Genomic DNA, 14,492 nt, shown 5'->3' with positions numbered 1-14,492 from the left:
CTATAAAGGCATGCGCGACCTTTAAGCTTCTAAGAGTCTCATCGGTGCATGCAGATCTAGAACATACCTTTGCTCCAGCTGGCGTATCGCATAATAACGCTCTACCTTGAACAACATCAACGCCGATTTAAAACAATAACAGATGTTAAGCAATATTAATGCAAGCCCCGTTCTTATTAGGTGCCGGGCGGTTTTCTGCCCTGCCCCTTATGCTCATGGAGAATTAATGGCATTAGCGGCCCAAGCATTTCATAAATAGCAATGGTGTTCATGACTCATCGCTTAACACTTTATTATAAAGGATATGGGGGATTCACTTATACCTTACAGAGGCATAGCCATTGGTATTAGTCATATCGCCACATTATCAAAAAAACCAAAAGCCACTAGAAGGTCAAAGTATATATGTCATCAACGTGAGCTAGCAAAATCACATGGAATGACTCTACCAGGATCAAAAACTTCTTTGAAATGGAGCCTAACGCTATCTGAATACCTAAAGTCAAGAACTATATTATTTAACGCCCCTTCTCCAATATCTAACGCATACTTTGCATCCACAATTTTTTTAAAATCGCCTTGACTATTAACCCTGGAAAAATCATAGAAGCACTCCATACCAGAATCTATAACCCTTTCCTTAAAGTCATAATAGCTTTCTTTTTCATTGTAAGGAGCTGCCTTAGGGGAAAGTACCACTACGTTCTCTCCGTAGAAAATATCTATATTCTCTGCAACATATCGTTTAACTCTTGGAACGTCAAATGAAACAACAGCTCCGGATATGCTTAGCCCTGAACTATAATTAGATATCGCCTCTTGATAAGTCTGTCCCCAATCAGCCCCCCTGTTTTCATCTAGAAAAGTCAAGTAATAGTCCTTATGAGACAATACAGTTGACAACACACCAACAAAAGCCATAACCACCAATGAGTAAACTTTAACATAATATCTCATACATGCCATCGACAACAATGAGCTAAGCAAAAATGAAATCCCATACCCCACTGTTCGGGTTCCGTAAAGATCATAGTGGACATAAATACGAAGAACGAATGCTATAGAAATATAGCCTAAACCAAGCAAACTTAAAAATAAGTATGGCGTACAATCAAAGTCACTTATCGGTTTTTTTTTCTTGTACATAAAAACTACCAACATCACCAATAAAGGGGAGACGGAAATAAAGTAAACAAGAAAATCTTTTGCAAGATACTCAAAGAAATTTACTGTTAGATATATCACCGACTCCGGAGGAGTCACTCTCGGCCTTCCACTTCCGTACCCTGTCATACTATTATTATAGTAGTAGTATAATAAAAACAGTATTCCGGAAACAGCAAACACTGGAAAAGCCCTAATCGAAACCTTTTTACCATATACCATCAACGACGCCATAAAAATTAAAAAAGCATAGGGGCCAAAAAAATACCTCGTACTCACGCCAATCAAAAGACCAAGCATCAACATAGAAAAGATTTTCAATGAGTAATTACCATAATACATTTTTGTCAGTGAGTAAAAAATCATTGAAAAAGAAAGTATAAAGGCATTTTCAGACCACGTGTAGTGACCAATAGAGAGAACCACCGGGTTAACAACAAACAAAAAACCAAACAAAGCACTACCCGTGGCGAGAAAAATCAGCACTCCCGATCCACATAACAACAAAAAATTCAACACTTTGCTAGAATGAAAAACATCCATCCCAGTCAACCAAGACAACCCTGCTATCATAGCAGAGTACCCGCAAGGAAAAACTGCAAAGTACTCCCCTCTTACATGGCAAGCCCCATTCGTTAAAACCGATTCGGCCAAGCGCAAGTAATACCACGAGTCATAAGAGACAAAACCTGTCCTCAGAGCAATATAAGTTATGGTAGAAATAAAAAAAACAGCAAGCCCCCCAGCACACAATAAATATAATGCATGCTCATTTTTATTATCATTCACAGTTGATACTTTCATTTATCAACCCTCAAAAACACCTTTCCATTCCAGATAAACCCATAGTCAGATTTTTTAGCCATCGGGATATCTGCCTGCGCATCTCCATAATAATAGGTTATTCTTGTAGATCTACATCTTATCCACTCGGAAACTCTTACTACTTTTTCATCGCCGTAACAATTATTCCCCAGAAGGTTTCCAGAAACCACTCCTTCCTTAGAAGATAAACAGGTTGTTAAAGCCGATTGAAACCCATTTTCTTTCGCCCAGTATTTTAAATAAACATCCAGAGAAGCACTCACCAGAACACAATCATGTCCTTGTTCCTGATGCCAACTCAATCGCTCCATGCCTTCCGGGCGCAGCATAGTGGGAATCACCTCTTCACTAAAACGCTCTCCCAACTTGAAAAGGTCATCGACATGGTAACCTGACAGATACTTCTTTAGAACAATTTGTTTGGCCACATCGTTGCGTAATAGCTTCGCGAAGTAGACGACGAATACCGGGCTGAGAAGGAACAGCTTGGCGTAGTAAATCGGCTTACCAACAACAAATTGTAGAAACGGCATCAGAGTGTCCCCCGTAGTCAGGGTACCGTCGAAGTCGAAGAACGCCACGGAGCGGCTGTCAGGAGTGAGGTCCTGGCTCATAGCGTCATCCGCTTAAAGAAAGATTCCGGGATGTGCCTGATAAATAGCATAATCCAGCGCCAGAACCACAAAATATAGACCTCGTCCTTACCCCTCTGCATGGCCTTGATAATGCCCTTGGCGACTTGATCAGGCTTTGCCCAAAGCGGTCCAGCCTTGTTGAAATCAGCAGTCATCGGTGTATCAACGAAGCCTGGCTTGATGGTCACCACGTCCACATTGGCCTTAGCCAGCCTGTTGCGCAGCCCTTGGAGGAACAATGTGAGCATACCCTTGGCGGCGCCATATACATAGTTACTCTGCCGCCCCCGGTCGCCGGCTACTGAGCTGATAACGGCGATCACACCACGCTGCTGCTGCTCAAAGAGATTGGCGAGCAGAGTTAGCAGGCTAATCACGCTCAGTGCATTGGTCTCAATCTCCTTGCGGGTCATGGCTACGTCTGCTTCGCAAGCCTGTTGAACGGGCAGGGTGCCATGGGCAATCAGCACTCCATCCACCTCCCCCAGCACATGGGTCGCATCATTGATCAGATGCTCATGTCGACTATGGTCAACCAGGTCTGCTACACAGCCATCGATACATTGCTGACTCCCGGCTCGTACCTTCAGATCGTCAATCAGGGCTGTGAGCTTGTCTGGGTTACGCCCCACACAGTAGAGAGAGGCACCTTGAGCTACCAATTGACGGGCGGTCTGCTCGGCAATGGCGGAGGTCGCACCGAAAAGAATCACTCGCTTGAGAGAGTTCATGACGTTACACGCTGCCAGAATCGGGAAGAAAAATCGGGATCGACATAGTCTTTAAAGGCTTCCCACTCAGGGTAGCCGGACTGAAACAGGCTAGCCGGCATGCGGGCGTCCTTGCCGGGATAAAGCGTACCACCGGCTTCTCGCACGATGGCATCCAGTTTATCTAGCAGGCGCCGAGTCTTGTCGCCCCTATTAGGGAAGTCTAAGGCCAGGGTGGTACCGGGACGTGGAAACGACAACATCCCCAGCGAAGGCATGGGTCCGAAGGTCTTGAGAACGGCGAGGAACGACCCCTCCCCATGCCTGGTGATGGTATCAAGTAACGCAGGAATAGCGGCCTCGGCCTCACGAGGGGGGACAACACACTGGTACTGGTAGAAACCACTCCGCCCATAGATGCGGTTCCAGTCCTGAATGGCGTCGAGCGGGTAGAAATATGGCACATAGTGAGACAGCCCTCCCTGGGGCTTGACTGACTGGCGATAGTAGAGGGCATTGAAAACGCGCAGACTCAAGCCATTGACCAGCGAGAACGGCGGGTCGAAGAGCATCCGCTTGCTACCTTCCTTGAACACCGGCAGCTCCGCTTGCGCTGCCGCGTGCTGCCCGGCCAGCAAGATACCCCGCCCTTGGGCCTTACCCTTGGCCAGACAGTCGATCCAGGCCACTGTATAGGGCCAGAGGGCCTCGGCCCTGCGGCTGAGCGTCCAGAACTCGTCAAGGTTGGCGAAGCGCTGCGACTCGACCCACATCCAGGTGTTCTGTATAGGAATCAGTTGAAGCTCGACCCAACGGATCAGCCCTGTCAGGCCCAATCCACCGATAGTTGCCCGAAACCAGCCGTTGCCTTCCTCGGGATAGCACTCGATAACACGGCCATCGCTGCGCCAAAGTTCTAGGGCGCGTACGTGATGACCAAAGCTTCCCAAGGCATGGTGATTCTTGCCATGTACGTCGTTGGCCACGGCACCGCCAACCGTGGCCAGGCGCGTTCCCGGCGTACTGGGCAGAAACCAGCCCCGGGGCACGACCAGAGCGAGGATCTCCGCCAGGGTCACCCCCGCCTCACAGCGCAGCACGCCTCTATTGGGATCGAAGTCGATAAAACGATCCAGACCGCGAGTCAGCATCAAGGTGCCACGTTCGGTTAGGCACACATCACCATAACTACGACCATTGCCATAAGCCAGCAAGGGGCGTGGCAGATTTGAATCCAGCGGCTGCGAGCGATTGGTCAGCAACTCGACCCGATCAGGATCTACTCGCGGCAAGCGATTCCAGGAGCGCGGCATCATCACGAGGTAGCTAATTGGCTATTGCGGCAGCAGATCAGAGCCACCAGACCAATAGCTACAGCGAACCAAAGCGTGGCAAGACGAATAAACACAGTGGCGGCAATCGCTACTGGCATTGACATTCCATTGAAGACCAGCATTGACACCATCACTGCTTCTGCACCACCCAACCCACCGGGCAAAAAGCTGAGCGCGCCAGCCAGCATCGACAGCGCGTAGATAAAGATCGCGAAGGACAGAGTAATTTCGACACCCAGCCAGCTCAACACCCAGTAGAAAGCCAGGGCTTCGGCCCCCCAGGCCAGCACACTGATCACTGTCGCCACCATCAGCAAGCCAGGGCGATGACAACGGCGGGCATCGCCAAGCATCCGGATAGTATGGGCCAGCAGCCTCATCAGCTTGCCCTGTCGAACACGGACCAAGTCATAAAAACGGGCCAGCAAGATTTGACTGGAGAGACACACTAGAACCAACACAATTCCCACCACACCAGCCAGTACCAGACCACGCGCCGGCGGATACTGAACCAGCCCTATCAGAGTCAGCAGCACAATGGCCACAAGGTCCGAGAGACGCTCGCTGATAAAGGCTGCGAAGCTTGCCGGGAAAGGCACTCCGTGCTGCTTGAGCAGTATCCCTCGGAAGACCTCCCCCGCCTTGCCCGGCGTGGTGGTCAACGCAAAACCGCTCAGATAGATCCTCAGGCTGGGAACCCAAGCTACACGATAGCCCAACTGGTCAAGATAGAACTGCCAGCGTATGAAGCGCAGCCCATAATTGACCAATGACATGGCCAAGGTGATTCCTGTCCCCAGCACGCCGATACGTACAAAGGCAGTTATCACATCCTCCCGACCAGCCCACAATGAGAAAACCAGATACGCCGTCATTGCCGCGGTGATTGAGAGTATCAACGCACGGAATCTCCAGCCCTGCAGATGATTCAAAGCTTCAGTCATGCCAGTACCAACAAGGTCGCAACAACCCAACCGATGGCAGTAACCAGCAGATGAGCATCGGTCAGCATGTCATTTGCCGTGTCATTGCCCTTGGCACGGCGATGTAGAAGAAATAGATAACGGAATATGCCATACACCACGAAGGGAACAGTATAGATCAGATCATCGCTGCCATGCAGTGCTACGGTCTGTGGCGACACAGTATAGAGACCATAGGAAAGTATCGTGCAGGCAGCCGTTACGGAAATGAACTGTTCCAGCATAGCGGGACTGTAGTCATCGAGCACACGACGCGTCAGTGCACCATTGCCATTTTCAGTACTCTCCATCATCAACAACTCGGCACGTCGCTTGGCGAAGCCAAGGAAAAGTGTCACCATCAGGCCACATAATAGAAGCCAAGAAGAGGGCGGAATGCCCAAACCTATCGTACCGGCCATTATCCTCAGCATAAAGCCCGATGAGATAATGAATACATCTAAGATAACCACATGCTTGAGCCGCCAGGAATAAAATATGTTAATAATAAAATAAGTTAAAATGAAAAAGGTTACCCACCAGCTTACCAATAATGACAATAACGCGGCACCTGACACCAGTCCGATCAGCAGTCGACGCACAAAAGCCAAGGATAGCGCACCACTTGGCAACGGCCGACGACACTTCACGGGATGAGCACGATCCGCGTCAATATCCATGATGTCATTGAGGACATAGACAGCACTGGCCATAAAGCAAAAAGCCAAAAAGGTCAACGCTACCTGACTGAGAGTTAGGAGATTCCACTGGTGGGCGAAGAGTGAGCCAAGCAGAACAAAGCCGTTCTTGACGTACTGGTGTGGCCTGATCAGCTTAATGACCGACCGCGTTATTGCGGGAACAGCCGCTAGACTTTCCCCCCTGAATACGACAAATGAATCAAACACTTCCCCTCCCCCCATTCATATGAATGTGCACAATTTACTACGGCACTTTTATTTATAAGCAAAAGGCGATGAGCAATGCATTGCACAATAAAAAGAACGATAAAAATATGATTTGTAAGCTTTTAGAGCAAGTTATTTCGGACAACATTGGGGTGTCAAAATAGTTATCGATGTGCAACAAAAGGATCAGGAATTTTCTTCAAATCGAAGCATTTATTATGAATTCTAAAGAAATCTTAACGATAGTTTAAACATCTGGATAAACAGTCCTGCCATCAGCTCGCAGTATGTCAATCAGACAGAACCAGAGCTTGAGGTTGCAACACCTGGTGATAGAGGGCTTCAATGTGACGCACGCGCATTCGGATATCGTGATTCGTCTCGACATGAAGGCGCGCTGCCCTACCCAATGCGTGTCGTCTGTCCTGCTGTGCCAGCAAACATTGCAGGGCCTTGCCAAGCGCCACATGATCACCGGCGGGGAATAGCACACCATGATCGGCATGCGAGACCAGATGCCGATTGCCGGGAATATCCGATACTACTACCGCCAAGCCCGTGGCCATGGCCTCGAGTATTGCCAACGGCATACCCTCCCAGCGCGAGGGCAGCACGAACATATCGCTGGCGCGCAGCAACTCAGGGGTATCGCTCCGCCACCCCAAGAAATGCACATGCTCAGCGAGCCCCGCCCGAGCTACTCGCTCCTCCAACAGCGGCTGTAATTCACCATCCCCGACTAGGACTAGGTCGGCCCCAGGGTCCCCATCCTCCCAGAGCGCGCAATAGGCATCGACCAGACAGCCAGGATCCTTTTGTTCCCAAAGCCGGCCCACCATCGTCACCAATACACGGTCCCGCGGCAGCCCCAGTTGGCAGCGCAGTGATAGCCTGTCATCCGTCGCTGGGGGCCGATACTTATCTAGGTCGACCCCATTCGGCAGTACCACCACCTTGTGAGCAGGCAATTTCAGTTGTTCCAGACAGATACGAGCATCCCCTTCATGGAGACAAATTACTCGATGGGCACAGCGTCCCCCCAGCCATTCCATTGTCTGGAACAGCCGGCGCTGCAGGCCAGAGCGTGCAGCGGGAAAGGCAAAACCATGAACGGTATGCACAATGCAAGGCACGCCCGCCAGACATGCTGCGAGGCGCCCCAGTACGCCGGTTTTACTCGAATGGGTATGCACGACATCAACATTACGTGCGTGGAAGTAACGCCACAGTTGCCATAGGGCTCGTCCATCGGCCAACGGGCGAATACTTCGCTGCAGATGCGGCGCGGTCAAAACCTCTATACCGCAAGCACGAGCTTCGGCAGTTAGAGCTCCCTCTCCCTGGCAGATCAGCGACCGGATGAAAGAACTTGGGAGGCGTTCGAGCTCGTCGAGGCTTACGCGCTGTACTCCGGTGAGGAGCGGCAGCAGCTGTAGGTGGGCAATACGGCACGTGGAAACAGTCATGACGTCTTCTCCAACAAGGATTCCATTAACTCGATGACACGCCGATGCTGCTTACGCCGGTCGAAATGCGCCTCCGCCCGGGCCCTTCCGGCTCGCCCCATGCGCTCCCGCAATTCGGCGTCCCCACAAAGCGTGGTGATGGCGTCAAGCAGAGCGGCATCATCGTCCCCCTCAACCAGGATGCCGGTCTCGCCATCGACGACCACCTCGGGTATTCCTCCCGCCCGGGTGCCGATCACCGGCTTGCCAGCCGCCATGGCCTCAACAATCACTAGCCCCATCCCCTCCTGGCGAGAGAGAATCACCAGCACATCGATACTGTTCATCACTGCTGGCATATCACTGCGAAAACCGGCATGGGTCACGGCCGGATGCGCCAGATTTGGTAAGTCACGGTAATAGTCTTGTGAGTGACTATCCGGCTGGCCGACCAGCACGATTCTGGCCTCAGGGCACTGACTTACCAGTTCCGGGACAACACGCAACAGTCGATCCTGTGCCTTGCGTTCACTGATTGAGCCAATCATTGCCAGTGCGACATGCTGTGTTTCGAGGCAAAGCGACTCCCTATCCTCTGAAACACCTAAAAAGTGATTAAGGATGACACCATCAGAGATGCTATGAATACGGCTAGAAAAAAATCTACGCTGCCAGACAGGATACTTTTTCGTGACAGCGTCAGAAATAATGACGTTCAAGCTTGCTACGGGAAGTTGAAACCAATCGAGCATGCCGTGCGGCTTGTCGAGCTTATCCCAGATCACCACCGGAACCCCGCACAGCCTGGCCGCAACGCCCATGGTCAACAGTCCCCGCATGTCATTACAGAACACCACGTCAAACTGATGCTCAAGGATAAAACGCCGCAGTGACACTACATAACCGCAGAGCTGGCCGTAAAGTGCCAACTTATCGAGGAGGCCATAGCGATATATCGCACCACCATACTGAGCCAAACGCGATGGATAATTGCAGATTGCCACAGGCACCCCCAGATTTTCTACTTCATTGCAGAAAGGGCCAGCATCGGTACACACCACACTGACACTATGCCCCTCACTCTCCGCCAACGTTAACAAGGAGAGCAACGTTTTCTGCTGGCCATAGATGGCCTGGGGGTAACTCTCAACGCATAGGATATTCATAGACACTACGATCCATATAGCGAACTATATTGGGAACACTGACCAGCAAACCACACATCAACCAGAGTGTACGCTGACGCAACCCGTACATCGTCATGCCATATAGGAGAAGTAACATGAAGGCAACAACCGATGCCCAAGTCAAAATATTCAAGGCATTGCTCCTCGAGCCACTAAATCCATTATATATAACGGCGATAATAAAAGCGAACAGAGCAAGCACTCCAAACGCACCGGATTCAAAGAACACACCGGCATAAGTATTATGAACTTCTTCCATACGGTATTTTGCTCCATAGAGCTTTGGGCCATTACCGATGAAAAAATTCTCGTGCGCGCTAGCAATAACTATTTCAGCCTGACGGCTACGTGTTGTATCCAACACCCCGGATTGTGAACTCTCAAATAAGACAATAACAGGACGTTGCCAGGAAGGCGTTGTGCCAAGAGAGTATTGTCCATCGTACATTGACAGCGCCGCGGCAACATATAAGAATAATGAAACGCCGCAACCGATGATCGCCAAGCTTAAATACCCAGATAAAAGACTGGTATTGGAATGCTTTACCAGCAGCAGACCAATCATACACAAAATCGACAGTACCACCAGGATCAGTGCCGTGCGGCTACCCGTGCCGATCAAAGTAATGACCATGGCGGTTATCAACAAAAGAAGCAGTAATCGAAGCCACTTGGAAGTGGTTGCTAGAGAACTCCACACCATAGCAATCAACATGATCGGGACCAAGTAGGAAGGCACCTGGTTCTCGAATCTCAGCGTAGAAGATACACGACCGCTGAATTCATCATAGGTCCAGACTGGTGCCGACCCGGTCATGGCCCACAATCCGACTAGTGCCACCACAGCGGCCCCGACCAGCCAGCCCGTCAAACAGCCTTTCCATTGCTCTGGTTTCTGTACCAGCAGTACGACCGTTACCATCATCATGGCTACATAGATGATGTTGAAGCTTTCCACAAAACTTTCTGTCAGGAGATCATAAAATGTCGCATTGTTAATGAAAAAAGAGGCCAGGTATGCGACTATAAATAAGCAAAGCAAACCAACCGCCAGCTTTTGCTTATCAAGAAATGGTACCCTCTGGACCAACCACTTCCTATTAACCAGCATTGCCGCCCAAGTCAATGCCATGACAAATTCGGTCAACCCCACCTTCTCTCGTAAGGGGCCCAGCGGAATGGTATTGAGAATACCGGAGGCCAAAAAGGCAAGATAGAGTCCACGTACGGGATCAAGAACAACCCAATAGAACAGACCGGCAAGAGTGACCACTGCTACAGAGAGCAACACATAGGAAATCATCCGCTAGCTCCGTCGACTTCCGCCAGCCCCTGGTAGCGGCGCACGGATCTCTTGAATAGATTGGGAAGATAGGGGTAAAAAAGTCTTGCAATAGGAAAGACGGTGTAACGCCAGGGTAGGTTAAACCACATGACGGCACGCAGCCCAAGCCAGGCAAGCCTACGATTCTGTTTCGTGGTCTTAAAACGGCTCTGGAAGAAGCTCTCGTTTCTGACATACCGACACACCAATACGTCAGGAAGGTTGGCCACTTTGTATTGACGTGCCACCCTGAGAAAAAACTCAAAATCAATCAGGTACGGCTGAGCACCGTCATAATTGATCCCCTCATCGATCAAGGAACGACGGAAAGTGATACCACTGTGACTGTAGGGAATACATTTCGAAGACTGACGGCGTATGTCGGCATCGGCAATGGGGTAGGTACGAACAATATGTTCATTGCGCTGTGTATCCCGCCGCTCCTCCGCGCACCCCACCCAAGCATGATACGGGTGTGAATCGAGGAAGGCTACCTGCCTTGCAAGACGCTCTGGATAAGCGATGTCATCGGCATCAAGGTTTGCGATAAACTCACCCCGCGCTTCCTTGCATGCGAGTGCCAGCGCTCTGGCCCGACCAATTCGCTCAACACGTATCACACGCACACGGTCATCATGTTGGGCAATCCCGGCCAACACTGTTGGTGTAGCGTCATCCGACCCATCGTCGATAACCAGAAGCTCGATATCGTCTAAGGTTTGATTAAACAGGGATCCGACGGCACGTGTTACCATTCGTTCTTCATTATACACGGTAAGAATAACTGTCACCCTTACTAAAACCATAAGACCTCCAAAGTTGATCAATCCAACCTGCCCCACAAATTAAAATTATCAAACACTAACTTTAACGCCTTATCATTACCACCATTCACAACGTTTTCAAAATAAAGAGCTTCTTTATTATTTCCTATAGAGGGAAATCTGATACATTTATTTCGGACCAAAATTGCCGGCGTGTCTGCGGAAAGTGCGCAGGCTTTAAACCAGATATCATCCGCATGAAGCGCATATTTTCTGATCAACTCATAAGAACTTGCCAACTCTGACAATGAGCCAGGGGGATATAAAACGCCAGAGCAGCCCGTAGGCATCAAGCTCCATGACTCGCCTTTACTTTCAAAAGATCTTGATGCGCTCAGCATTTCATTATAAGGCTTAAATCCACGACTACTATTTTTTTCTAAATTTACGCCACGATAGCATACAACAGATCGCTGATTCTCTCGATGTTTAGCCAGGAAATCTTTCAAAAAATATCGCGGATATAGAGTATCATCATCGACAGTGACAATAATATAATCAGGGAAGGCATCAAGCGCGTGCACTAATTTATCATAAGATTTCAACCCTCGTGGCACATACCTTATTTCAAAAATAGCTGTACATTTATCTAAGACAGAAAGGCTTTTTGGTATTGAGACACCTTTCATTTCATCTTGCCCTAGCCACAAGACAATCTTTTCGGGTATATCACTGCCAACAATAAGGCTTTTTATCACATAGTGAACAACTGAAATTCTTTCAGGGTAGCTGGTAAGACTTATAACAACACCACTCTCTTTGTTACGGTTTTTTGGTGTAAAAAAAAATCGAAAAAACACCCAGTTTTTTATCAAAAAGCCACTAAGCTGATAGCGGCGCGAGTTCAGCCAAACCAAATATTTTCTCAACATAGCGTCAATTTTTCTCTCGTAATAAATCTTTATATAGAGACAGATACTGATCCACCATATCGCGTTGATCAAAGTACTTCTCCACGCGCTGCAATGCTTTATTTACACGTCTATTAGTCGATTCCGGATGAGAAAGCACTTTAACAATAACGTCGGCCAGTATGTCTGCATCAGCTACAGGAAAATAGCAAACGGTATCCCCTGCCACCTCGCGGAACACAGGAATATCTGTACAAACTAGGGGCACACCCAACGCCATAGCCTCTGCTACTACTAGACCAAAACCTTCTTGGCTTCCATCACTGGGCACGACCATCAACGAAGAGCCTTCTGCTCTATCTAGCATTTCATCTTTTGGGAGCCAGCCAGGAAATTCAACGGAATCGATAATGCCCAAGGCTTGGCATCGTGCATGAAGCGCAGATTTATCTGGTCCATCACCAGCCAAGCAGAGACGTGCGGCGGGAAAACTCTCCAGTACCTTGGGTAAAGCCTCAAGCAGTGTTAGTTGCCCCTTAACCGGTACGAAGCGACCGGCACAAATTATATGAGGCGAATTCCCAAAATCTGAGAGGCTACTATTTTGCAACTGAACATCCAGTAAATTAATGCCATTTTTTATCACCAGTTCTCGCCGCGCTAATCCAGAAATAGGGTGATATGATTTTTCGACTTGTTCTGAAACATACACTACCGCATCACAATAATGCTGTGTGATTCTCAACCCTAAACGAAGATAGGGGTTCATCGAACCATAGAGTTCATGTTGGGTGCTTAGTATAACAGGAACTCCAGCTTTCTCACCCATCCACCGAGATACTATGCTAGGAATGGCAAAGTGAGTGTGAAGTACATCTACGCACTCTTGAGTCAAAAAACGAGAAAGCGCTCTGGTAAATACACGATGCTGAGTGATAAGGCTGAATCGTGAGCGTTTCACCGGTACAAAGATATCTATAACCTTGACACCATGAGGAACAGTACGACCCACACGTTGTGATTGATCGCAGAAACGAAAATAAAAAACCTGATTACTTTGGCTAATCAAAGCAGATGCAATATTGTCAATCAGAGACCAGATTGAATGGGCATTTTCACGATCAACGAAACAATATTTTGACAAGGGATCACCAGTACTGGACAATATTTTTAAGAAATAAGTAAAAAACAGCTTTTCAACTAAATACTTGGCTATCTGGAAAATATGGCTAATTATAGAACTCCTTGAATACATCAATATATTTTCTATAAACAAAGTTTTCATAATATCTTTCACGTACAAACTTCTTTCCTTCCCTGCCGATTATTTCCGATAACTCTGGATTCATAATATGCCAATTAATCAATACCTTAAGACTTTCCACATCTTCTGCCGGGAAAGTATGGCCAGTGACTCCTGGTAATATATATTCTCTTGAAGCAACAAAATCTGAGGTTATAGTTGGCACTCCAACCGCCATACACTCCAAAGCAGAGAGCCCCAATCCTTCAAACTTTGACGGCAGAATTGAAAGATGAGTATAAGAAAGCTCATATCTAAGTGTTTTTTTGCTAACATAGCCATGGAAACGAACGTTAACCTCCCTTTTCAAAGCATACTCGTTGATAACATCTTGCAGTGGACCATCACCGTAAAAGTTTATAACAACCCGGGACCTAACTTCTTTACTTAGAAGGCTAATTCCCCTAATAAGTATCAACCAATTTTTTTCGGGCGCAAGCCGTCCGACAGCAGCAATTTTAAAATCTCCATATTTAGTATTATTTCGAACTACACGAAAAAACTCTGACTCCACTCCTCCGGGTATAATTATTGCTCTCTTTCTATTACTTGAAAGGTTATCAATTACAGCACCAGAAACTCCTACAATACAATTAGACATTAAACATGCAAGACGCCAATAGCCACGGTGTCGCAAACCCCATGCACAAGGTGGCATATGTAATGTGGTAACACACTTTACACCACTGATCTTAGCCATGAAAACAGCGTAGAGCAAGCTAGAATATAAATGTAAATTTATGACATCCGGCCTTGCTTTAAGAATGGATATGAGAAAGTTACTGTGGCTTGAGTAGTATATCCTTTTCGCCCCGGGGAGATGCTCATCTACATTAATATACTGCCGCAAAAAAAGCACGCTAATATTGATTTTATCATCACTACTCAGCGAATTTAACAAGCCATTCACATAAGTCTCTGTCCCTCCTTCTCCCCAGCACTCCATAACTAAAAGCACTTTCTTTTTTAATTGATATTGCGACATAAGCGATCCACCATCGTGGCAAGAAACACCGGAGA

General features: G+C 48.1%; 13 protein-coding genes. All 13 read right to left on the bottom strand.

The genetic code is table 11. The annotated features are described in order from the left end of the window. Positions 1-411: 411 nt before the first annotated feature. The gene (locus tag BLT16_RS20490) at positions 412-1,968 is read right to left on the bottom strand and encodes a hypothetical protein (RefSeq protein ID WP_143025023.1); all 1,557 of its coding nucleotides are present in this window, start codon (positions 1,966-1,968) and stop codon (positions 412-414) included. Next, positions 1,965-2,603: an HAD-IB family hydrolase gene (locus BLT16_RS01115; protein ID WP_089656668.1), complete on the bottom strand. Its 639-nt coding sequence runs from the start codon at positions 2,601-2,603 to the stop codon at positions 1,965-1,967. The genes BLT16_RS20490 and BLT16_RS01115 overlap by 4 nt, the downstream gene beginning before the upstream one ends. After that, positions 2,600-3,355, bottom strand: coding sequence for an SDR family oxidoreductase (locus tag BLT16_RS01110; RefSeq protein WP_089656667.1), 756 nt, complete (start codon positions 3,353-3,355; stop codon positions 2,600-2,602). Before BLT16_RS01110 ends, BLT16_RS01115 begins: the two co-directional genes overlap by 4 nt. After that, positions 3,352-4,650, bottom strand: a complete 1,299-nt coding sequence (locus BLT16_RS01105; RefSeq protein WP_218124384.1) for an FAD-binding oxidoreductase — start codon at positions 4,648-4,650, stop codon at positions 3,352-3,354. The genes BLT16_RS01110 and BLT16_RS01105 overlap by 4 nt, the downstream gene beginning before the upstream one ends. After that, positions 4,650-5,612 carry a lysylphosphatidylglycerol synthase transmembrane domain-containing protein gene (locus tag BLT16_RS01100; protein WP_089656665.1) on the bottom strand — a complete coding sequence of 321 codons (963 nt, stop codon included), beginning with the start codon at positions 5,610-5,612 and terminating at the stop codon, positions 4,650-4,652. The genes BLT16_RS01105 and BLT16_RS01100 overlap by 1 nt, the downstream gene beginning before the upstream one ends. Beyond that, a complete protein-coding gene (locus tag BLT16_RS01095) occupies positions 5,609-6,538 on the bottom strand; it encodes a decaprenyl-phosphate phosphoribosyltransferase (protein WP_245701386.1) in 930 nt (309 codons plus the stop codon). The genes BLT16_RS01100 and BLT16_RS01095 overlap by 4 nt, the downstream gene beginning before the upstream one ends. Before the next feature lie 290 nt (positions 6,539-6,828). Next, entirely contained in the window at positions 6,829-8,004 is a 1,176-nt protein-coding gene (locus BLT16_RS01090; RefSeq protein ID WP_089656664.1) for a glycosyltransferase family 4 protein, read from the bottom strand. Next, a complete protein-coding gene (locus tag BLT16_RS01085) occupies positions 8,001-9,149 on the bottom strand; it encodes a glycosyltransferase family 4 protein (protein ID WP_089656663.1) in 1,149 nt (382 codons plus the stop codon). The genes BLT16_RS01090 and BLT16_RS01085 overlap by 4 nt, the downstream gene beginning before the upstream one ends. Continuing rightward, positions 9,130-10,473, bottom strand: coding sequence for an O-antigen ligase family protein (locus BLT16_RS01080; protein WP_089656662.1), 1,344 nt, complete (start codon positions 10,471-10,473; stop codon positions 9,130-9,132). The genes BLT16_RS01085 and BLT16_RS01080 overlap by 20 nt, the downstream gene beginning before the upstream one ends. Continuing rightward, positions 10,470-11,300 (bottom strand): glycosyltransferase family 2 protein, encoded by an 831-nt coding sequence (locus BLT16_RS01075; protein ID WP_089656661.1) that lies wholly within the window; start codon positions 11,298-11,300, stop codon positions 10,470-10,472. The genes BLT16_RS01080 and BLT16_RS01075 overlap by 4 nt, the downstream gene beginning before the upstream one ends. Before the next feature lie 17 nt (positions 11,301-11,317). After that, the gene (locus tag BLT16_RS20485; RefSeq protein ID WP_143025021.1) at positions 11,318-12,190 is read right to left on the bottom strand and encodes a hypothetical protein; all 873 of its coding nucleotides are present in this window, start codon (positions 12,188-12,190) and stop codon (positions 11,318-11,320) included. Between the two features lie 4 nt (positions 12,191-12,194). After that, positions 12,195-13,466: a glycosyltransferase family 4 protein gene (locus BLT16_RS01070; protein WP_143025020.1), complete on the bottom strand. Its 1,272-nt coding sequence runs from the start codon at positions 13,464-13,466 to the stop codon at positions 12,195-12,197. Then, a complete protein-coding gene (locus tag BLT16_RS01065; RefSeq protein WP_089656659.1) occupies positions 13,399-14,457 on the bottom strand; it encodes a glycosyltransferase family 4 protein in 1,059 nt (352 codons plus the stop codon). The genes BLT16_RS01070 and BLT16_RS01065 overlap by 68 nt, the downstream gene beginning before the upstream one ends. Between the last annotated feature and the right edge of the window lie 35 nt (positions 14,458-14,492).

Origin of the sequence: Franzmannia pantelleriensis (assembly GCF_900102875.1) — a bacterium.
GTDB classification, from domain to species: domain Bacteria; phylum Pseudomonadota; class Gammaproteobacteria; order Pseudomonadales; family Halomonadaceae; genus Franzmannia; species Franzmannia pantelleriensis.
This window is presented reverse-complemented; position numbering and strand designations above follow the sequence as displayed.